Raw genomic sequence first — 20,513 nt, forward strand, 5'->3', positions numbered from 1 at the left:
GGTGATGATGATGACGATGACGATTACTGGCAGTGATCCCGGTAGATCCGTTCCAGCTCCGCCGACAGCGCGTTGAACACGCCGTGGTCGCCGGTGCGGCGGGCCTTCTGGATGGCGGAGACCTTCACCAGATCGAGCCAGACGCGGAAGAACTCCTCAGGCCCGCGCTCGCCTTGAGCGCGGGCCTGTTCGAATCGGCTGTTCCAGTGGGCCGCCTTCCTCGGGGACAGCGGCGGCCCTGCCATCAGGCGCCCCGCCGCTGCTGGCCCGGGCCGAAGAAGTCACCCAGCAGCCGGGCCTGGCCCGCCGGTTCGCCCTCCTCCGTGCCGGGGGCGAGACGCTGCAGGGTCTGGTTGGCGCTGTTGTAGGCGGTGACCTGCACGTTCTGCTTACGCTGCGCCTTCTTCAGCGCCTTGTCCTCGCGCCGGCGCAGCACCACGTCGGGCTGGGTCTCCTCGTACGCGGCGACCACGCTGTTGATGGCCTTCGCGGCCCTGCGCATGGCGCGCGCGGTGTCCCGCAGCGGCTTGACCCGCTTACGGGCACGGGACGCTGCCGACAGGCCCCAGGGCAGGTCACCGTCCAGGCGGCGGCCCTTCAGGTCGGCCTGGACGGCGTCGGCGAGAGCGTCGTAGGCCTGCGCGTCGGAGAGCAGGCTGCCGCGGTGCTGGGCCTGCCAGCCCTCCCGCTGCCCGGGCACCGCCAGCGCCTGCACGCCCGTCGTCACGCGGGATGCAATGTCCTTACTCATCAGGGGTTTTCTCCTCAGGTGGGGTGGTGCAGGGATCCGGATCCGGGTGAAAGTGGGGGTGGCGTCACGGCGCCTTCACCGCGTCCCCGAGTTGTCATCAGCAGCTCGGGGGGCCGGTGGAACCGTCGGACGGTCGTTGTGCCAGGTCAGGGCCGGTAGCCGCCTGCCACAAGCTCGGCGGCCTCCTGGCGGTACTCGGAGGCGGTGCCGGGCGAGGTGACCACGAGTTCGCGCTGGATCTCGGCGAGCGGCAGCCGGTCGGCCATGCCGTCGACGGCGAGGATCATCCGGGCGACCTTGCGGACCGCGCGCTGGCGGGGCGTGAGCTTCGCGGCGTCCTCGATTTCGACCGCGCGCCGCTCGATTTCGGCGGCAGCCAGTCGCGTTTCGGCGGCGGCCAGTTCGGTTTCGGCTTCCCGTCGCCGGGCCGCCTGGGTGTTGGCGTCGGCGACCGCGCGCCGCTCTGTTTCCTGCGCCGCGAGTCGCTCGGCTTCGGTGGCGCGGCGGCGCGTTTCGGCAGCAGCCCGCTCTGTTTCGGCAGCAGCCCGGTCAGCTTCGGCAGCACGCTGGCGGGCTTCTGCGATCTCCACCGTCTCGACTGCCTGAGCCTCCGCCACGGCGACCCGGTCGGCCTCCGCCGCGAGCTTCCGCTTCTCGGCTGCCTGGCGCTCCAGTTCGGCCGCTCGGGCGTCCGCAGCGGCCTTCGCCTCGCGCTCCTGGGATGCCTGGCGCTCTGCGGCTGCCTCGCGGGCGCGGGCTTCGGCGATGACGGCCGTCTCCAGTGCCTGCTCTTCCAGCTCTGCGGCGCGCTCCGCGGCACTGGCCTGGGCTCGGGCGTGGGCGCGGGCCTGGGCTGTGGTGCCCTCTACGCGGGCGCGGACGGTCTCCAGCTCGCCGTCGGCCTCCAGCCGCCTGGCTTCGGCCTGCTTCTGCGCGAGCTCCCGGCGCGTCTGCGCGTCCAGGCGCCGGCGCTCCGCCTCCTCCGCCCGAGCCTCCGCCTCGCGTTCCTGCTGCTCAGGCAGCGCGAGCGCCTGAGCGACGGTGTAGCCGTGAGCGGCCATCGTCATCGGCAGCAGCTCATCCTCACTCGCCTTGCTCAAGTCGCCATGCTTCCGCTTGAGCCACTGCTCGTAGGCGGTGAGGTCCTGCTGACGGCGGATCATCTCCGGGTACGACCGGATCCCGTGCAGCCTCATCCGGCGGTAGAAGCGCGGGGTGGCGACCGGGGCAAGGATCCAGCGGTGCAGCGGGATCCGGTCAGCCGCCGTACCCGCTTCGAGCTGCGTTTTCTTGATGAACAGCCTGCGCGCGGCTTCCACGCCGATCACGAAGAGCAGCGGCATGACGCCGTGCGAGGCGGCCCTGACCGGGTCGCCTGCAATGTGGCCCTGCGAACTGGCGTTGAACCAGATCGTCGCGAACGTCATGCCGTGGGCGGCCATCCGCAGCAGCGGCCACGGGGTGTCCTTGCGAATGAGGTACAGGTCCAGCGCGAGGAACACGATGATCGACGCGTCCACGCCGACCGGGAACCAGGGCGCCAAATCCGCACTGAATCCCCAGGTCAATGCCTTCTTCGCCAGGGTGCTGTACGACATCGCGAAGCCGATGGCGCCGATCAGCGGCCCCCCGATCGCAGCGGCGACCGACAGGACGGTCATCAGCCGGTCATGCGCGGGCTTGATCGCGTTCCGCTTCTGTGTCCGCGAAACGTTGGACGCCGCTCCCGAAACGGTCGGCGGCGCGTCCGAAACGGCGGTCGGCGGGCGCGAAACGGGGGTGTCGGGTGCCGCGCGCTGCGGCACTTCAGTGATCGTCACGGGGGCCTCCGGGAGAGGGGGTCAGGGGTGTGCGCGAAACGGCGAGGGCTGCCCGCGAAACGCGGGCGGCTGCTCCCGAAACCGGGGTGGCTGGAGCCGAAACAGCCGACGGCCCGCGGTGCGGGCCGTCGGCTGAGGCGCCGGCGCGAGGGCCCGGTTCAGAAGCGGTTGGGGGCGAGCTGGCGGCCGGTGTCGTGGTCAGCGGTCAGGTGCGCGACGGCCGCGAGCCGGGCCCGCTGCTCGTCGATCGTCTTGACGAGCCGGGCCACGAGCGGGGTGTCGTGCTGGTAGTACGGGGTGGCCCGGTAGGCGCTGACGTGGTCGACCAGCCAGCCCTGGATGTCGACCCCGAGTTCAGCGGCGACGACCGCCAGGTCCACCTCGTCGGACCAGTCGTCGACGGCGCTGTGCTGGTCGTCGACGACGACCGAGAGTTGCTCCGCGATGTCGTCCCAGTCCGCAGCCATCTGCCGGGCGACGCGGTGCGCGTCCAGCAGCCGCAGCACCTGCGAGCGCCACCGGTCGTCGGGGAGCGTCGCGAACTCCGCGAACCGGGACATCATCGTGTCGTGGGCGATCGTCCAGGCCGACCACCGTAAGGCTGCGGTCTCCAGCAGCGGGGCGGCCTGCTCGCGCATCCGGCGCTTGGACCACAGGACGCGGGCCGCGGTGTACTGGTGGCCGATCATCGTGCGCTGCTCGGAGGTGAGCGCAGGATCGCGGTACATCTCCAGCGGCGAGGACGGTTCGCTCTCCCGGCCGGTGAACTCCCGGAAGAGAAAACGCACCTGGTCGGGGCCGTTCTGCTCCACACGCAGGTAGTGCGGGTGGTGGTAACGAGCGGTGCCGGCCGCCAGGAGAGCCGCCGCGTCAACGGGGGCCGGGGCGACCGGGGCCGGGGCGGCGGGGGAGAGGTGCGAGTCATCGAGCGCGTGGGCGAGCGGGATCGTGTGCACCATGTGCTGCTCTCCTTGTTGGAGTGTGGTCCGGGCTGTCCGGCTCCCCTGGACCGCGCACAGGCCGGCCCTCGCATGAAGCGGAGGGCCGGCCTGTGCGGGTCAGGCAACCGACAGAGGTGGCGGTGTCAGTTGAGGCAGGGTCAGCGCCGTTGCTGGCGCTGACCGTTGAGGTAGGCGTCCTGGAGCCGGGTGAACGACTCGTACAGGCGCTGTCCCGTGGGGCAGCGGCTCGTGTCCGTACAGGCGGTGCAGGTACGGGCGTGCTGCCGGTGCGTGGTGTGCGCGTCCTGGTAGCGCCGGTAGAGGTCGTCAGGCATGCGCGGCACCTAGCGCTTGGCGGCGCAGGCGGCGCACGTACCACCGGGCCAGTTGTCGAACCAGCCACTGCACTGATCGCACTGTCCCGCGTTGCGGCACACGTGCAGGCACCGGCGTAACCGGGCGAGCTGGCGCCTCACCGGGTGACCGCCTCACGGACCAGGTGGTCCGAGGCAGTCCACACACTGCCGATCGCGAACGGCTCGCCGTCCGGCCGCAGCACGTCACGGACGATCAGCGCCCACTGCGCGCAGCGGCGGTGGAGGAGACCGCGGGCCCGCTCGGGGTCACGGATGACGGCGAGAACCTCGAACGCCCCGTCCGTGTTCTGGTAGATCGCTCCCGCGCGGCGAGGGCCGATCTGGTCGTCGACCACGCGCCGCAGTGCTTCGACGATCACCGGGTCGCCGGTGGTCTGTGCGGTCCGCGGGTGCGGCCGGCCACCGGACGGGGTGGGCCGGTCCGGTGTCCGCTCGTGCGGGATCGGCCGCCGCGGCAACGGGGGCCGGGAGGTGCTCTCGGCAGGAGTGATCAGAGCTGTCATGCTGGGCATGCAGGTCAGTCCTTTCGCGAGGGACCTGCGACAAAGAACCCCCAGGGGTGCCTCCCTGGGGGTTCGTCGCATTTTGGCCCCGCCGGTAGGGCGGGGAGTGCGTCCTGCGCACTCCGCCGTACGCCGCTCCTGCCGCGAGGGCGGAGCGGTGTGCGACGCGCAGCGCAGGCTGTATCTCAGCTGCTCTGGTCGGTGAGGGTTGTCGTACGAGTAGCCACGGCCCCGGCCTCCCCTCTGTGAGATGGCCGGGGCCGTGGTCGTTCGTCCGGGGCGGTTCAGCGCTTGGGGTGGAGCGTGGTCAGCGGGACCGCGGGGCACTCCGTAGGGGCGTCGCCGGCGGGCGTCGCCCAGCGGTTCTTATCGGTGGCTGCCACGCGGGGCAACACCGCGTCCCAGTCGGCCACGCGCCCGGCCAGTGTGCGCTCCGCACGAGCCCGCAGGGTCCGATCGGTCTGCGGACTGAATGCTTTGGGCAGCACCGTAGTGCTCTGGCGGCTGGAGGCTTCCGTAACGGCGTCGGCCAAGGCCTGGCGCCATTCAGGGATCGTCATGTCCCACTCGATGCGGCGGTTGCTGCTGCGGCAGCGGATCGCATCGGCTTCCTCCGCCTTACCGATGTGGTGCGGGACCAGCTTCTGAACCTTGCTCTGCATGCCGGTGACGGGCACCCAGGTCTTGCAGTCCTCGCAGACGAGAACCGCCTTCAGCGGCTCGCGCAGGTCGATGTGCGAGGGCAGGAGCTGGGAGAGCTTGAGGGCAGGGCGGCTACTGGCCCGCTTCGTACGGGTCCGGCGGGGTCGTTCCTTGGCGGTGGGCATCGCGGACGTGATGGTCATGCGGGATCTCCTTGCGTGCGGAGGGGTTTGGGCTGCGTCGCGGTGCTCTCTCCGCCCGCCAGGCGCACGGGAAGCCCGGCGGCCTGGAGGACGGACAGCGCATCAGCGCTGCGACGTGCACGCAGATCAGTCGAGACACCCGGGGGATTTGGTGGAGCCATCAACCCCGGCCCCCTCTTGCGAGGCGGACGACTTCCTGCGGTCTTGCGGTGGTGCTGGTGCATTTGTTGGTCGCCCAAAACCTTGAGGTGCGGGGCCAACACACTGAACGGTAGTAGCACTACAAGTGCGAGTCAACAGTCTAAGTGCTACCTAGCACTAGGGCTTTGGATGTGAGAATGTGTCCATGACTACGCGACATGAAGATGGAGGGGCCCTGTGTCCACCGGATTTGCACTGACAGTGCGGTTCTCCTTGCGAGACACCGAGGCTGCCCAGCAGTTCGACGCCCTGGTGGCCAGGACCGCGGAAGGGATCCGTACGGAACCCGGCACCCTCGTCTACGTGGCGCACACGCCCGTAGACGAGCCACTCGTGCGCGTCTTCTACGAGCTCTACGCCGATCGTGATGCCTTCCAGGCCCATGAGGAGCAGGCCCACACGCGACACTTCCTTGAGACGCGCGAGCAGTTCCTGACCAGCACCGACGTGGTGTTCCTGAACGAGCTGGAGGAGCTCAGCAAGCGCCCTGGAACGGAGGGGCCATGAAGCCAACGGGCAAGGACGTCGATCCACAAGATCGAGTCTTTGGCCAGCGCGTCCAGAAGCTCCGCAAGGAACAACGGCGCACCCAGGCCGAGTTCGCGGCTGCTCTCGGAAAGACGAGCAGCTGGATGTCTCAAGTCGAGCGGGGTATCCAGCCCGTCCAGCGCATGGACCTGCTGCAACAGATCGCCGATGAACTGGGTGTGTCTGTACAGCAGTTGCGCCCGAGCGTCGCCGACGGAAGCGGACCATCACAGCACCCCGCCCCGCTGTCGCTGTCCAACGACTTGGACGAGACGCGGAGACTGATCTCCGGTCACCCGGCACTTCGCGCCTTGCTGGCCAGCCCCGGCACCGAGGGCGCAAGATCCGTCGAGGCGCTGCGCAAAGACGTTGACGACCTCTGGGAGCTGACACACGCGGCACGAATGGCGCAGGTCAGCGTCCTGGCTGTAGAGCTGCTCCCTGAGCTTGAACGGACCGCCCGCATGGCGCCGGACGAGACTCGATCGGAGCTGTTCCTGCTGCTCTCCCGGACGTACCAGGCCCTTTCGGCGGCGTTCGTTCGGCAGGATGAAGCAGACGCTGCATGGGTTGCCGCCGATCGTGCGATCTTCGCCGCCGAACGGTCCGGCGACCCGCTGCACGTCTGCGCTGGCGTTTTCCGGATGACGCAGGCGTTTGTACGGTTGCGCAGCCTCGGCCAGGCCGAACACGCGGCTCGGACCGCTATCGACGCCTTGGAAGAGCAGGGGGGCAGGTCGCCGCAGGCTCTGTCCGTCCTCGGTTCGCTCCATCTGGCCCTCGCGCTCGTTCACGCGCGAGCCAGCGCTCGGGCCGAAGCCAAGGAGGAGATCGCCAAGGCCCGCGCTATCGCGGCGCAGCTTGGCGAGAACCGGAACGACTTCAACCTGGAGTTCGGGCCGGTCAACGTAGAGATCCAGGCCGTCAGCACTGCTGTTGACCTCGGCGACGCAGGTGAGGCCCTCGATATCGGCCTCGCCATCGACGCTGAGGGTCTGTCGCCCGAACGGCAGGGACGGTTGCTGATGGACCTGGGGCGAGCTCACGCGCAGAGGCGGCACGGAGGCGAAGCCCTCGACTGCCTGCTGCGCGCTGAGGCCGTCGCGCCGGAAACTATCCAGACGCACCAGGCTGCTCGGGCAGCCATCCGCGAGCTGGTGCTGGTCGCCGGCGCGAACGCATCGCGTGATCTGCTGGAGCTCGCCGAACGGGCTGATGCACTTGACTAACCCGACGCTGCACCGACCTGCGCCCTGACGATCGATATCCACTGATCTGCCTCCCACCCGTTTCCTCGTGTGGGGGCCATCACACCGGCCGTAACAGCGGCACAGAATCACAGCGGCTTGTCGAAGCCTGTACACGGGCTCGTTCACACGTTTTCAACATCCGCGTACACATGGGATTTCGGGCTTCGGCCATAGGGTCCGGGATCATGGCGACTACGGAGGCAAGCGGCGTGGGGAAGCACCTGGGGTGGAGGCCCGAGCGGCTGCGGGAGCAGCGGGAGGCTCACGGGCTGACGCTTGAGCAGGCCGGCGAGCAGCTACGAGCTCTCGCGGAGCAGGCCAAGCTCAAGGGCATCCCGGCGGCGAATCCACAGACGCTGTGGCAGCACGAGCAGGGTGAGGTCTACCCGGGACCGCACTACCGCCGGGCGTACTGCCTGCTGTACCGGGCGACCGACCCCGAGCTGGGATTCCGCAACGCCCTGCCGGGCGAGGACACCCAGTTCAAGCTGACGCCGATGGACGACCAGCGCAACGGCTCGCACGTCTTGGCCGTGGAGCGCGCGCTGTTGCAGATAGGGGGCACCGCTGAGGCGGATCCTCTGAGGCTGCAGCAGCGGATCCTGGATGCCTGGAAGCGTCGCCACACCGGCGGTGACCCGCACCGCCCCTCGGTGGTGCTGGTCGGCGGGTTCGCCGGCAGTGGGAAAACCGAGTTCGCGAGGTTCCTTACCCAGCTCACCGGGTGGCCACTGCTGGACAAGGATCCGCTGACCCGGCCTCTCGTGGAGCAGCTGCTGGTCGCGCTCGGAGGCGATGCGAACGACCGGCATACCGATCTGTACCGCGAGCGCGTGCGGCCGGTGGAGTACGACTGCCTGATGCAGGCCGCCTACGCCAACATCAACTGCGGGATCAGCACGGTGCTGACTGCGCCGTTCATAGGGGAGATGACTTCCGAGGCGTGGATGAACCGGCTGATCAACAAGTGCAACGCCCTGGGCGTGGACGTGTCGCCGGTCTGGGTGCAGTGCGACGCGGAGTCCATGCGGGAGTACATCGGCTTCCGATCGGCCGCGCGCGATGCGTGGAAGCTCCAGCGCTGGGATGAGTACATGGCGACCGTCAACCTGGAGCTGCGCCCGGTCGTGCCACACCTGGTCGTCGACAACAGGCTGGGCACAGCGATTTCGCTGGCCGACCAGGCTCGGCACGCCCTCAGGGCGGTGCACGGATGAGCAGTAAGAAGCTGGGCGTCATCCTGTACGGGCCGCCGGCCTCAGGTAAGGACACCGTCGCGCAGGCCCTAAGCGAACTCGATGCAAGGTACGGCCAGTTCGCGCGTCTCAAGGTCGGCTCGGGCCGGACCACCAGGTACCGAATGGGCACGGCGGAGCAGCTGCACGACCTAGAGGCCGCAGGCGCCGCCATCTACACGAACAGCCGGTACGGCAACACGTACGTCATCGACCGACCGGGGATGGACTCCGCGTTCGAGGCCGGGGTGCCAGTGGTGCACCTGGGCCAGATCGACGGCATCCGCGCCCTGGTCGACGGCTACACGGCCGACTGGGCGGTGGTGCTGCTGTGGTGCTCGCAGGAGGTGACCGCGCAGCGGTCCGCTGGTCGCGGCGACAGTGACACCACGGCCCGGCTCGCAGCGTGGCAGGCGACCCGCGAAGACCTTGACGCGCACCCGGACATGCGATGGGACCTCACAGTGGACACCGAGGCCACGGCAGCGGAGGAGTCGGCACGGCTCATCGACCAGCTGCTGCACGCGCGGGCGGGAGTGACGACGGCATGACCTACGGCTGGGCGAGGCGGTTGAGGGCGTCCGTGAGCGTGAGCTCGCCGTCGTCCTTTGCGTCGTCCCACCGGGCCAGCGTGGCCGCGGCCGCGCGCAGCATCTCCGGAGGGAGGCCCGCGGCCTCGAGCATGTCGGCCGCTTCTTCCAGCTCTGGCCCCCACCGCCAGGCGCGTGCCGCCGTCTTGGCGATGTACTCAGTCTCAGCGAGGTATGAGTCGCTGCGCTGCGAGGCGATGGTGATGAGTTCCTGGTCGACTCCGTGCTGGCGGGCCAACCCGGTCGCGAGGGCCACGAGCACCCTCGACGTCTTCTGGAACGACGCGTACGCGAGTTTTAGCGCGGATGCCTGCCCGATCTCGCTGCCCAGCGTCTTCGTACGTACGGCCGTGCCGGTGAAGAGTGCTTCGACGCGCTCAATCGCGGCGGCCGGCCCCGACAGGTACAGCGTGGGCGACTTGCCGCCGACCGGCGGTGAGCCGACCACGCCGCCGTCGATGACGGCTTTGGCGGATGGGGTGAGCAGGGCCTTAATGCGCAGCATGCGTTCGGGGTTGATGGCGTTGGCGTCGACGTACCAGCCGCCGAAGCCGTGCGAGGCGACTTCCGCGGCGAGGTCTTCGGCGGCCGCGGGCGGGCAGAGGCTGATCACGGTGTCGGCCTGGTCCAGGAGCTCCGGCAGTGTGGCGACCGGCTGCAGCCCGTGCCGCTCTGCGCGGACGATGCTCGCCGGGCTCCGGCCTGCTGGGCACCACAGCACCGTCGCCGCGTTGGTCGCGGCGCACGCGGCGACGGCTGCGCCCATGCTGCCGGGGTGGAGGATGCCGACGGTGGGCTGGTCCACAGAGCTACTCCGGTGGGTGGGTGAGCAGGTAGTCGATTGCGTCGGTGACGTCGTCCACGCTGTGGTGAGGTACGGAGAGACTCTCGGGCCAGGGGCGGCCTCGTACCCAGACGGTCATCAGTCCGGCCTTGTGTCCGCCGACGATGTCGTTCTCCGGGTTGTCTCCAATCATCCAGTCGCCCCGCGATATCTGAGTCCCGCAGCGGGCGGCCGCGAGCTCGAAAAGCCGCGGATCGGGCTTGCGGACGTCGATGTCGCCCGAGGCTGCGATCCCGTCGATCAGGTCAGCAAGACCCGTCGCGCGGATCTTTGCGCGCTGGATGTCGGATGCGCCGTTCGTGGCGACGCCGATGCTCCAGGACGCCGCTTTGAGTCGGGCCAGGCTACCGAGGACGGCGGGCCGGCACGTGACCGCAGCGGCCATCCGGTCGACGTAGGCGCGCCAGAGCTCTCCGGCGGATTCATCGATGTTGAAGATCTCGCGCACACGGGCGAAGTCCTCGGCACTCGCGCGGTCGGCGAGTTCAGTGAGCAGCCAGTGCTCAACATCGGGTCCGAGGCCGTGGCTTCGGCTCAGGGCGGCTACGGCATCGCCGAACGCGGAGTGGCGGTCGACCAAGGTGCCGTCGAGGTCGAAGAGAGCCAGGCGCATGCCGGTGACCCTATCTCTCCTGGTCGGGATGGCATCTCCTGCGTGGACGGCTCCAAGCGGCGTGGAATCTGCGCTGTGATCGGGCGTCAGACTTATGTCCGACACGTCATCAGCGCTCGGCACTGCACAGCGCGTCGGCGGAGTAGGGTGTCGTCCGACTCGATCTATACAGAAAAAAGCCCCCAGGACCTTAGGCAAGTCCATAGGGGCTCTCGACCGGAGAAACTCCGGTCCGGCGAACCACCTTTGAGCAAGAAAGGCGGACGCGTTATGCAGGGTACCCGTACCCGCACGCAGACACACAGCACCCCGCCGTGGTGCCAGCAGCGCGTGAGCGCCCGCTGGCCCTTCGGCGGGGTGTTCGTGCTCTCTGCCGCGGCCCGCACCTCTGATGTTGAGGGGGCCGCGATGACGTAGGCCGTCAGGGGCGGCGCCTGCCAATGCAGGACTTCTAGCCGCCCTGGGCGCCTGACTCCGAGGTGATGCCAGTCGCCTCGATCAGCGCCCCACCTGCTCTCCGTTGGCCTGCCAGGGCTTGCCGGAGGAGCTGCCCGCCCCGGTTCCAGCCGGCTGCGAGCGGTTCGAACTTGGTTCTCCCAGAACCCGAAGCACCCCAAGGGGACTTCGTTGTGCCCACCTTCAGAGAAGGAGGTCGTCGCTATTCTGCACGACGTCTTGGGCTTTCGCCAGCCCACTTATGCCTGTTTCATGCACATTTGCGGACCTGTGATGTCCCGTCTCACGCAATCTCACAGCCCGATTCATTCGGTATGCCCCACTGTTCGGGGCGCTCTCCAGGCACTCCGTGTCATGTTGTGGCCACTGGATCCTGGAGTGGTCCGCGACGGCAGCATGCTGCCTCGGGTTCCGTGCCGGGTGATCCGGTGAGCGGGGTGGCGGCGGCCGCCGTGGTGATGCCTCGGGTGCCGGGGCCGCGGCATCGTGTGCTGCGGTCGGTGCCGGAGCAACCGGGTTTGGTGCCGGTGCGTGGTCCGGGTCGTCCGCTGGCTCTTGGCCGTGATGCCCGGGGCCGGCTGGGTGGTGCGGTGCGCGCGCTGCTGGAGGCGCCGGGGCTGGAGGGTGCGAAGGACCCGGTACGGCTAGCGGTGATCGTGCTGGCGGCGCGGACGCCGTCGGCGACGGGCGTGGTGGAGATCCGTACGGGTGAGCTGGGCCGGTGGCTCGGGCTGTCAACTTCCCACGTCGCCTCCGAGGTGCTCCCGGCGCTGCGCCAGTCCGGCGTGGTCTCCATCGACACGGCGGAGGGCGAGTACGGTCAGGACGACGGGCTGACCTGCCGTGTGCTGCCGATGTGGGATGCCCAGAACAAGGTTGGGCACCCGCTGTCATTGAAGAAGCCGGAGCTTGCCACCTTGCTGCGGCTGATGGAGGCCCTGATGGCGCCGGGCTGGGTGCACAGGGATGGACGGGTGACCCCGGCCGGACTGCTGGGTGCACGTGCGAGGCATGGTGCGGCGACGGACCGGTTGGCTCTGCTACTGCTAGTGCTGGAGGCGGCGGAGACCGGTCGGGTGCGGCTGTGCGGTGGCCGGGTCGAGAAGCGCTATGGGCGGCCGGTGGCGACTCTGGCACGGTTGCTGCGGTGCTCGCTGTCGCGGTCGGAGCGGGTGCTGGCGCGACTGGAGGGTTTTGGGCTGGTGGAGCGCCCGCGGCGGCAGACCGTGTCCGGGTTGCGGCAGGTGTCGCGGCTGGTAGTGCCTGCCGTGGCGGCCGCGCACGCTGAAGGACGCGCTGCATCCGGGAGCGGCGGCCGCCAGGGAAGCACTGATGCTACTAGTGCCGATGTTGCAGACCCCGCAGGTACGGCATGGCGTGGTAAGGACTCCCTGCTGCCGGAAAAGCAGCAAGTCAAGGGCTCACTCGAGTGCTGCGGCGCCGATGGGGGAGACCTCGCGCCTACGGCATCCCTTCACACTGATCACTCTTCTGTGTTTACTCCCGGTGGTTCTGCTGAGCTCTCTGGTGGGTTTTCCGGCGAAGGCCGTGGTGAGGACCCTGGTCGGCCGGATCACGTCTGCGCGCACGAGGACCGGGCCCCGGAAGCTGTCGTCGCTGATCAGCTGCAGCTGATCGACGGCAAAGGCGGCCCGCTGCACGGGGAAAAGCAGTCCAAGTCCCCGGATGGTGCAGGGTGGTCGGCGGCTCGCACTGCTGGCCCTTCTCGGCTGACGGTTGTGGACGATGGCCGCGGGCTGCAGCAGGGGCGGGGGGTAGCTGACCTCCCGGATCTTGGTCTGCGGGCCGGGCTGGCCCCGATCGCGGATCTGTGGGCCCGGCTTAGCCGCGGGCAGCAGGCCGTCACCCGCCGGGCTGCCCTGCAGTCGCTGGAGGCGTTGTCCGGGATCGTCGACGAACAGGTAGCGCCGCAGCTGCTGGCCGGCCGTCTCGCCGACCGGCTGGCGGAAGTCGGCGGCGAGGCCCTGGTGCGCGAGCCCATGGGCTGGCTGCTCGGCCGGGGCCTGGTCCAGCGCCCTGCCTGCCCGGACCTGAGGTGCGACGACGGCATCCGCCTGGACACCGGCGCTGACTGCCCGACCTGCGAGAATATCGTCCATATCCGGCGCACGCTGCGGACCCGAGTCTCGGCCCGGGTGGAGGCCGAGATGCCGCACAGCGACTCCGCCACGCGCCGGGCCGAGCTTGAGCGCCGCCTGCGCGAGGAGACCGCCATAGAGGAGCAGCGGGCGCAGATCCGTCGGGCCCGGGCCTCGCGTGAGGCCGAGCAGCGTCAGCAGGCGATCGAGCGGCGCCGCGCTCTCGAGGAGGAGGCGGATCTGGCTCGCAGGCAGGCCTCGTGCGCGGACTGCGGTCTGCCCGAGTGCGCAGGCCTGTGCCCGGCGTGCTCCTACCGGCGGCGTACCGAGGAACTGGTGCGGGAGGCCGTCGACCTGGCCGTCGCCGTGCGGGCCGATCTGTCGGACGCGGCCGCGGTCGCCGAGCTCACCCAGCGGTGCGAAACGGACACCCGCGCCCTGTTGGCGTCGGCGTGCGAGCGGGCCTGCGGTCCGGACGCCGATCCGGCTCTGGTCGCGTTCTACGCGCCGCAGGTGGCGCAACAGATCCGGGACGAACGGCGCGCGGCGGCGCTGCGCCGGCTGCTGGGGGCGGAGGATGTGGTGGTCGAGGCCGACGCCGCGTATGAGGCGTGCCTGCGGCACCGCGGCCGCGGTGCGGAAGAGGCTGCAGACGCGGCGGGCCGCCGTACCGTCGAGTTCCTCCTTCGCTGGCGCTTGGGCGAACTGCACGCTGTCCGCCTGCGGCCGGCCGCAGGCGGGGTGTCGGTTGACGCGGCGTAAGCGAGGTCGCTACGTCGATGTCCGACGCCACTAGAGGCATCAACTGCCTTGCAACTTGGGCAGATGAGCGCATGACCTTCGAGTGGAGGACACCGCCAGGCAGCGGCATGAGGACTGCCAGCCCGGCCGATGGCGTCCCTGGCGGAGCTGCCCCTGTGGGCGCGGGGACGACTTGCCGCGGATCTCTTCGGCGCCCTTGGCCATCGAACTACCCCCGCTCGCGCGGAGAGCACGCCCGCTTCCCGCCCTCGCTGATCGGGAAGCACGACCAACTTCCGCTTGCGCGGAGAGCACGGCCGGCCGAACGAAGAAGCCACGGCGCGGCGCGATCCACCTCCGCTCGCGCGGAGAGCACACCCTGAGTTCGGTGTCGACTGGCACGCACTACGACCCACCTCTGCTCGCGCGGAGAGCACGCGGCTCAGGGCGGGGCCTGGAGGCGGGACTACGACCCACCTCCGCTCGCGCGGAGAGCACGAAGTGAGCTTCCGGTTCGTGGTGGTGACGGCCGACCCACCTCCGCTCGCGCGGAGAGCACCATGGCGAAGTCGGCGCCTTCGGCTTCCTCGGCGACCCACCTCCGCTCGCGCGGAGAGAACAACGGGTCGCGCCGCAACTGCTGGCCGACCGTCGACCCACCTCCGCTCGCGCGGAGAGAACTGGACCTCACCGCGCTGGATCCAGGGGAACGGCGACCCACCTCCGCTCGCGCGGAGAGAACCTCATCCTCGGCATCGACGAGAGCATCACCCACGACCCACCTCCGCTCGCGCGGAGAGAACTTCGTCGCTGTCAGCTCTGCCCGCAGCTCCGTCGACCCACCTCCGCTCGCGCGGAGAGAACCTTCTCGTCTTGCAGGAACGCCAGCGCGCCGGCGACCCACCTCCGCTCGCGCGGAGAGAACTGCGGCACCGAGACCTCGAAGCCGTCGGCGAGCGACCCACCTCCGCTCGCGCGGAGAGAACTGGCCGTTGTCGTCCCTGGAGACGGAGCCCCACGACCCACCTCCGCTCGCGCGGAGAGAACGACCGCTTCCTCGTCGAGCAAGCCGTCCTGCACGACCCACCTCCGCTCGCGCGGAGAGAACGGGGTGTCCGGCCGCACGAGAAGCTGGTGCGTCGACCCACCTCCGCTCGCGCGGAGAGAACTACTGGCACCAGAGCCTCGGCCGGAACCCGAACGACCCACCTCCGCTCGCGCGGAGAGAACCCCTGGCACCTCCAGCGCATGGCCGCCCTCGACGACCCACCTCCGCTCGCGCGGAGAGAACTCCCGTTTCGGGCCCCGCCGTGTAGCTGCGAGCGACCCACCTCCGCTCGCGCGGAGAGAACACGAAGACCTCCGCACCGAAGCCGCCCGCCAACGACCCACCTCCGCTCGCGCGGAGAGAACAGCCAGTCCATGCCGAAGCCTCGCGGGTCGACCGACCCACCTCCGCTCGCGCGGAGAGAACATGGGCCGCTGCTCCGTCGAGGGCTCGCAGATCGACCCACCTCCGCTCGCGCGGAGAGAACGACAGTGAGGGCTGGCTAGACAAGAACGGGGACGACCCACCTCCGCTCGCGCGGAGAGAACAGCCAGTCCATGCCGAAGCCTCGCGGGTCGACCGACCCACCTCCGCTCGCGCGGAGAGAACGTCTCGGTAACGGGCGGAACCAATTTCATCGACGACCCACCTCCGCTCGCGCGGAGAGAACGCCAGCCGCCACGCAAAGAAGGTCCGTGACGACGACCCACCTCCGCTCGCGCGGAGAGAACCCCGCTTCAGCTCGCGAGGGGCTCGGACAGTGCGACCCACCTCCGCTCGCGCGGAGAGAACACCGACAGTGTGGTCTGGCCGAGACCTGAAGCCGACCCACCTCCGCTCGCGCGGAGAGAACGGTCGACAGGCGGTAGGTGTCGACGCCGAAGCCGACCCACCTCCGCTCGCGCGGAGAGAACGCCAAGCTGGCCAGCGCCAAGGGCTTCGGTGGCGACCCACCTCCGCTCGCGCGGAGAGAACCCGACGACGGCCGAGCTCAACGCGGGCAGCGACGACCCACCTCCGCTCGCGCGGAGAGAACCATCCATCCCGTGCACGGTCCTGCCGGTGGACCGACCCACCTCCGCTCGCGCGGAGAGAACCTGTACCGGACCTAGAGCAGCAGATCGCCCAGCGACCCACCTCCGCTCGCGCGGAGAGAACTCGATCTGCGACTGCCAGTTGGAGATGTTCAGCGACCCACCTCCGCTCGCGCGGAGAGAACGAGACGGTGACCCAGATCAGGGTGATGGCCGTCGACCCACCTCCGCTCGCGCGGAGAGAACGTTCGCGATGCCGTGGACGTTGGTGGTGTCCGCGACCCACCTCCGCTCGCGCGGAGAGAACAGGTGCTAAAGCGGTAGCATTCACGGGAGCTCCGACCCACCTCCGCTCGCGCGGAGAGAACCGATGCCCGCATTCCAGCCTGCGTAGTACAGGCGACCCACCTCCGCTCGCGCGGAGAGAACCACCGAGCAACGCTTCTGCCAGTTACGGACCGCGACCCACCTCCGCTCGCGCGGAGAGAACGCTCACGGCCCGCTCGGCTGCTGCTGCCGCCGCGACCCACCTCCGCTCGCGCGGAGAGAACCCTTCCTGACCTGCGTTTCTACAGGGGGTTTGCCTTTTCTTTATCTTCTCGATTGAAGGCGATCAGGGTGAGGCCGTCGAATTCGACGGGGTGGCGGCGGCGGGATCCTGCAGTGCGGAGCTCGAAGCCTTGCTCGTTGTCGCTGGGGTAGGCAAGGACCGACATGCCGTCACCAGTGCATGCGGCGACCGCAGTCCATAATTCGTCGCGGACACGGGCGGACACGGTTCCGATGTACAGCTCTGGGGTGGCTTCCAACAACCAGCGTGTGAGTGCTCCGCGGAGGTGGTCGGGGACGGCGGTGGCGGAGAGCACGATCATTGAGGCCACTGAGTGTGTTCCCTCTTCTGTGTGGTCATGTATCCGTCCCGTGGTTCATGCCACCGGGGACTGGTCCGGAAATGGGGTCCCATAGATCGACGAGCTGTTCTTCCGGATCGGGGATGTCGTAGGCGGAGCCGAGGCCGAGGAGCTCCTGGATGTCGCCGACGATGCGCGGGAGGAGTTTGAACAGACGTAGTCCGTCGCGAAAGGAGCGCCGGGCTTCGGCTTCGGGGTTCGTGGAGGCGTGGAGGGAAAACGCGAGGGGGATTGTCAGGTCGGCCTTGTACAGGTCGGCGATGTCGTAGACAAAAGCCTGTTGGTTGCCGTTGTGGACGAAGCCAAGGGCGGCGGAGCAGCCGAGGGCAAGGATGGCGGCGTGCACGATGCCGTAGAGGCATGTGTTGGCGGCGGAGAGGGCGAGATTGACTGGGTCTTGGGTGTCCCAGGAGGCCGGGTCGTAGGCGCGACGGAAGCGGCCGATCTTGTACTGCTGCGCGAGCACGCGGTAATGCGCTTTGACGTGTTGGCCTTCGAACCCGCGCAGTTGGGCGAGTGTAGTGCCGGGCGGGACGGTGGCCTCGCCGAAGCGTTTCTCGTACATGGCGGTGGCGACGGCGAGTCGTCGGGTGTCGTCTGCCCAGGCACGGGTTTGGCGTTCGAGCCACGTCGTGGTGAGGGAGTCGGGAAGGGCGGCTGCGTAGCAGCGGACTCCGCCGGCACCGGTGATCAGGACGGTCGTGCCGTGGCGGGCGAAGGTGGCCAGGGCGCGGGCGGTGATGGATGTACCCGGGCCGAGCAGGACGCAGCCGAGCGCGGCGGTGGGCACATAGACCTTCTCAGTGCCCCGGCGCTCGCTGGTTACTTCCGCGCAGACTCCGGTGTCGTCCTGGTGGATACGGACGATGTCCAGGTAGAGGAAGGACAGCGAATCGGCGATGCGCGGCAGCATGGCGACGGTAGGGGAGGCGAGTTTGCGCCGGGCGCGGGTGGGGTTGGGCTGTGCTCCTGGTGTGGCTGCAGTGTTCACTGGGCCTCGCGTGTGGGGGCGATGCTGAGGAGACCGCAGCCGTAGGCCTTTCCGCGGCCGATGCCTTCGGTGATCTTCTGGCGGAGCAGGTCGGGGTCGGTGATGGTGGCGGAGCCGTCGAAGCGGATGCGGTTGTGGCGGATGCGCTGTTTGTCGCCGTTGCCGGCTCGTACGCCTTGGGCGGCGTCGAGGGGGTGGGGGTGGAGGGCGAGGGGTTTGAGTCCGGCGGCGTCGGCTTGGCGGGTCCACCATTCGTCGGCGGCGGCGCCGTTGAGGGGGACGACGGCGGGGAGGTTGTAGAGGGCGCGGGTGTTGGCGCCGGGTTTGCGGACGGGGCTTGCGGTGCAGCGGTAGCGGATGGTCAGGCCGGGTTTGAGGGCGTCCAGGAGGGGGTCCAGGGGGCGGGTGATGGCTTGGCCGTAGCCGTCGGGGAGGCGGGTGAGGTCGGGTTCGTGGGCGCTCTGCAGCAGGATGTGCGCCCCGGCTGGGGTGTCCTCGATGCGGAAGAGCACGCCGAAGCGGGCGCGCGGGTCGGGTCCGGCGTCGCAGGGGTAGAGCGACATGAGGCGGCGGTGCAGTCCCATGGCTGAGTCGTTGCCGCCGAGGTCACGTCGGGCGTCTCGGGAGCGCGGGTCGGGGACGATGCGGGTCAGCCAGACGCTCAACGGTGGCTCCCTTCTGGGTGGTTGAGATGCTCGTGCAGGTAGGTGGCGAGGCTGGTGAGGTGGTCTGTGCCCAGCCCGGTGAACTGGTCGGCGGGCAGGTGGAGGGTGCGTCGGTACAGCGGGCGGGCTCGGTAGGCGCGCTGGCGTGGGTGGAAGTTCAGGGGCTGGTCGTTGACCTCGCCGGAGGGGTGGCTGCCGGTCTCCGCGTCCGGTGGGCAGGTGTCCTCTGGCGTGGGCAGGTGGTCCAGGGGGTGGTCGGAGAGGAACTCGATGCCGTGTGGGCCGTGTTGGGGCGGTGGTGCGGCGATCGGCAGGTGGACGAGGTGGTGGAGGGCGTCGTCGAAGCGGCCGAGCAGGAGGGGGCCTTCGGGTGGGCAGGAGCGTCGGCCCAGGTAGGGCGGCCACTGCGGAGAGCTGAGGGCTGTGGCGGTGCGGGTGAGCAGGCCGGTGTTGTCGGGGATGGCGGTGAGGGCGATGGTGAAGACGGCGTCGGCGAGGTAGGTGCGGTGGGTGAGGAGGGTGGTGGTGTCGCCGCTGCGTTTCTTGCCCTCGGCGGTGGTGACGGTGGCTTTTGGGGGCAGGCCGCCGCCGACGGTGTGCAGGTCGCGCAGGAGCACGCCGGGACGGTCGGCGCGGACGGTGAGTGACAGCCGGGCCAGGTCGTCGATGTTCTCCCCGCGGCGGCGCCCGAGCGCGGCGGCGAGCAGGCCGATGACGCCGGAACGGGTGGGGAAGCGGGCGGTGTCGCGTTCGTTGAAGTGGCTGCGCTCGCCCCAGGACTGCAGTGGCCCGCTCAGCCGCAGCAGCAGTCCGGCCTTGGTGGTGTCGCTCACGCGTTCGCCTCGGCGGTGTGGGTGAGGGCGGTGTCCAGGGCGGTGGTGATCAGGTCGTCGAAGGAGTCGCGGCGCTCGCCGAGTCCGGTGAGGTCCTTGGTCTCCAGGCTGGCCCAGCCGGAGGTGAGGATGCCGGTTGTGCCCAGGAGCGTGTTGGCGGCCTGGGCGTAGGCGGCGAGCTGGGTGCGGGAGACGTCGGCGAAGCCGCCCTGGGGGCTGGCCTGGACGGGCTTTTCGAAGGCGGCTGCGTAGGAGAGGGGCCGGTCGGTGCGGACGGAAAGGTGGACCAGGTCGGGGATGGTGTGCGGGGCGGTGGAGTTCTTCTTGGCCTGGGGGAGCGAGGTGATGAAGGAGGCCAGGAATACGGTGGTCAGCTCCCGTGCGGCCTGCGGGTCGTCGCCGATGTTGGCGACCAGGTTGCGCAGGTCGAGGGTGGCGTAGCGGTAGAAGGTGCCGGCGCTGAACTCGGCGTGGCCCATGTGGCCGCTGCCGGTGGCGTCGTTCCAGACGGCGGTGACGTCGTCCACGGCGGAGAAGTAGTCGAGTTCGACGTCGGTCTCGTGAGTGGTCAGGGCGTGTGCGACCTGGACGGCGCCGTCCACGCCCGCGTCGTTGATTTCGGCGAGCATCCGCCCGAAGAGGTTGATGACGCCGTTGCGGGAGCGCAGCACGGCCTCCACCGTGCTGACAGGGAGGATGCTCTTGTCCGCGGGCTTCTTGATGTCCTTGGCCTGCTGAAGTTCTTCACGGTGCTGTTCGGCGAGGTCGGCCAGCTCGGCGACTGCGGCCTCCGGCACGTACACCATGGCGTTGGTGAGCACCTTGTTGGGGACGGTCTGCTTGGCGTCGCCGGAGGATTTGGCGAGTTCGAACTTGATGCCGCTGGCCGCCGCGGTGTGGCCGCCGGCGCGCTGGGCTAGCTCGGCGGGCCAGCCGCGCTGTTCCAGTTCGCGGGTGACGCGTTCGCCGATGCGGCGGGTTCGCAGCGCGGCCTGTCCGATGCGGTCTTCGAAGACGGATCGGATGGCACGTTTCCAGGACTGGCTGCTGACACGGGTGCGCAGGGTGTTGCCGTACTGGACGGTCTTCACGGAGTTGGTGTCGTCCCGGTTGAGGTTGGCGAAGGGGACGGACTGCAGGACGTGGATGTCGATGAAGCGGGCCGGAGTGAGCACAGGGGTGCCTCTTTCCTTTGGTGGGTGGATGTACGGATGCGGGCTGACGTGATCGCCGGGTG

At 69.3% G+C, this 20,513-nt stretch carries 19 protein-coding genes and 1 CRISPR repeat array; of the genes, 5 read left to right on the forward strand and 14 right to left on the reverse strand.

What is annotated here, in order from left to right; all coding sequences use genetic code 11:
• Positions 1-23: 23 nt before the first annotated feature.
• From SAVERM_RS38620 to SAVERM_RS38645, 7 genes are all read right to left on the reverse strand, one after another.
• Positions 24-245, reverse strand: coding sequence for a hypothetical protein (locus tag SAVERM_RS38620; RefSeq protein ID WP_010988918.1), 222 nt, complete (start codon positions 243-245; stop codon positions 24-26).
• The gene (locus SAVERM_RS38625; RefSeq protein WP_010988919.1) at positions 245-751 is read right to left on the reverse strand and encodes a hypothetical protein; all 507 of its coding nucleotides are present in this window, start codon (positions 749-751) and stop codon (positions 245-247) included. The genes SAVERM_RS38620 and SAVERM_RS38625 overlap by 1 nt, the downstream gene beginning before the upstream one ends.
• Positions 752-897: 146 nt before the next feature.
• The gene (locus SAVERM_RS38630) at positions 898-2,571 is read right to left on the reverse strand and encodes a DUF2637 domain-containing protein (RefSeq protein WP_010988920.1); all 1,674 of its coding nucleotides are present in this window, start codon (positions 2,569-2,571) and stop codon (positions 898-900) included.
• Between the two features lie 158 nt (positions 2,572-2,729).
• Complete coding sequence (locus SAVERM_RS38635; protein ID WP_010988921.1) at positions 2,730-3,530, reverse strand: hypothetical protein; 801 nt, start codon at positions 3,528-3,530, stop codon at positions 2,730-2,732.
• 140 nt (positions 3,531-3,670) lie between these two features.
• A complete protein-coding gene (locus tag SAVERM_RS43510) occupies positions 3,671-3,847 on the reverse strand; it encodes a hypothetical protein (protein ID WP_010988922.1) in 177 nt (58 codons plus the stop codon).
• Positions 3,848-3,984: 137 nt separating this feature from the next.
• Entirely contained in the window at positions 3,985-4,401 is a 417-nt protein-coding gene (locus SAVERM_RS45165) for a hypothetical protein (RefSeq protein WP_237528953.1), read from the reverse strand.
• A gap of 275 nt (positions 4,402-4,676) precedes the next feature.
• Positions 4,677-5,237: a hypothetical protein gene (locus SAVERM_RS38645; protein WP_010988924.1), complete on the reverse strand. Its 561-nt coding sequence runs from the start codon at positions 5,235-5,237 to the stop codon at positions 4,677-4,679.
• A gap of 378 nt (positions 5,238-5,615) precedes the next feature.
• Between SAVERM_RS38645 and SAVERM_RS38650 the strand changes: the two genes are divergently transcribed.
• The 4 genes from SAVERM_RS38650 (at position 5,616) to SAVERM_RS38665 (ending at position 9,002) form a co-directional block, all read left to right on the forward strand.
• Positions 5,616-5,945: a putative quinol monooxygenase gene (locus SAVERM_RS38650; RefSeq protein WP_010988925.1), complete on the forward strand. Its 330-nt coding sequence runs from the start codon at positions 5,616-5,618 to the stop codon at positions 5,943-5,945.
• Complete coding sequence (locus SAVERM_RS40835) at positions 5,942-7,195, forward strand: helix-turn-helix domain-containing protein (protein ID WP_010988926.1); 1,254 nt, start codon at positions 5,942-5,944, stop codon at positions 7,193-7,195. Before SAVERM_RS38650 ends, SAVERM_RS40835 begins: the two co-directional genes overlap by 4 nt.
• Positions 7,196-7,401: 206 nt before the next feature.
• A complete protein-coding gene (locus SAVERM_RS38660; protein ID WP_037652624.1) occupies positions 7,402-8,433 on the forward strand; it encodes an AAA family ATPase in 1,032 nt (343 codons plus the stop codon).
• Positions 8,430-9,002: a phosphotransferase-like protein gene (locus tag SAVERM_RS38665; protein ID WP_010988928.1), complete on the forward strand. Its 573-nt coding sequence runs from the start codon at positions 8,430-8,432 to the stop codon at positions 9,000-9,002. The genes SAVERM_RS38660 and SAVERM_RS38665 overlap by 4 nt, the downstream gene beginning before the upstream one ends.
• A gap of 1 nt (position 9,003) precedes the next feature.
• Here the strand turns inward: SAVERM_RS38665 and SAVERM_RS38670 are convergent, their stop codons facing one another.
• Positions 9,004-9,846 (reverse strand): NAD(P)-dependent oxidoreductase, encoded by an 843-nt coding sequence (locus SAVERM_RS38670; RefSeq protein WP_010988929.1) that lies wholly within the window; start codon positions 9,844-9,846, stop codon positions 9,004-9,006.
• Positions 9,847-9,850: 4 nt separating this feature from the next.
• Entirely contained in the window at positions 9,851-10,498 is a 648-nt protein-coding gene (locus SAVERM_RS38675) for an HAD family hydrolase (protein ID WP_010988930.1), read from the reverse strand.
• A 1,046-nt stretch (positions 10,499-11,544) separates the two neighbouring features.
• Here SAVERM_RS38675 and SAVERM_RS45170 point away from each other — a divergent pair.
• The gene (locus SAVERM_RS45170) at positions 11,545-13,815 is read left to right on the forward strand and encodes a hypothetical protein (RefSeq protein WP_052082485.1); all 2,271 of its coding nucleotides are present in this window, start codon (positions 11,545-11,547) and stop codon (positions 13,813-13,815) included.
• Between the two features lie 204 nt (positions 13,816-14,019).
• Positions 14,020-16,427: direct repeats of the CRISPR family, unit length 29 nt; unit sequence CGACCCACCTCCGCTCGCGCGGAGAGAAC.
• 18 nt (positions 16,428-16,445) lie between these two features.
• Here the strand turns inward: SAVERM_RS45170 and cas2e are convergent.
• The 5 genes from cas2e to cas7e all read right to left on the reverse strand — a co-directional run bounded on the left by cas2e (position 16,446) and on the right by cas7e (position 20,451).
• Entirely contained in the window at positions 16,446-16,757 is a 312-nt protein-coding gene (cas2e, locus tag SAVERM_RS38685) for a type I-E CRISPR-associated endoribonuclease Cas2e (protein ID WP_037652957.1), read from the reverse strand.
• A gap of 25 nt (positions 16,758-16,782) precedes the next feature.
• Positions 16,783-17,700 carry a type I-E CRISPR-associated endonuclease Cas1e gene (cas1e, locus tag SAVERM_RS38690; RefSeq protein ID WP_063773990.1) on the reverse strand — a complete coding sequence of 306 codons (918 nt, stop codon included), beginning with the start codon at positions 17,698-17,700 and terminating at the stop codon, positions 16,783-16,785.
• A gap of 74 nt (positions 17,701-17,774) precedes the next feature.
• Positions 17,775-18,443, reverse strand: a complete 669-nt coding sequence (gene cas6e, locus SAVERM_RS38695; RefSeq protein ID WP_010988933.1) for a type I-E CRISPR-associated protein Cas6/Cse3/CasE — start codon at positions 18,441-18,443, stop codon at positions 17,775-17,777.
• A complete protein-coding gene (gene cas5e / locus SAVERM_RS38700) occupies positions 18,440-19,276 on the reverse strand; it encodes a type I-E CRISPR-associated protein Cas5/CasD (protein WP_010988934.1) in 837 nt (278 codons plus the stop codon). Before cas5e ends, cas6e begins: the two co-directional genes overlap by 4 nt.
• Positions 19,273-20,451, reverse strand: coding sequence for a type I-E CRISPR-associated protein Cas7/Cse4/CasC (gene cas7e, locus SAVERM_RS38705; RefSeq protein WP_010988935.1), 1,179 nt, complete (start codon positions 20,449-20,451; stop codon positions 19,273-19,275). The genes cas5e and cas7e overlap by 4 nt, the downstream gene beginning before the upstream one ends.
• Between the last annotated feature and the right edge of the window lie 62 nt (positions 20,452-20,513).

The organism is Streptomyces avermitilis MA-4680 = NBRC 14893 (assembly GCF_000009765.2).
Lineage (GTDB): Bacteria > Actinomycetota > Actinomycetes > Streptomycetales > Streptomycetaceae > Streptomyces > Streptomyces avermitilis.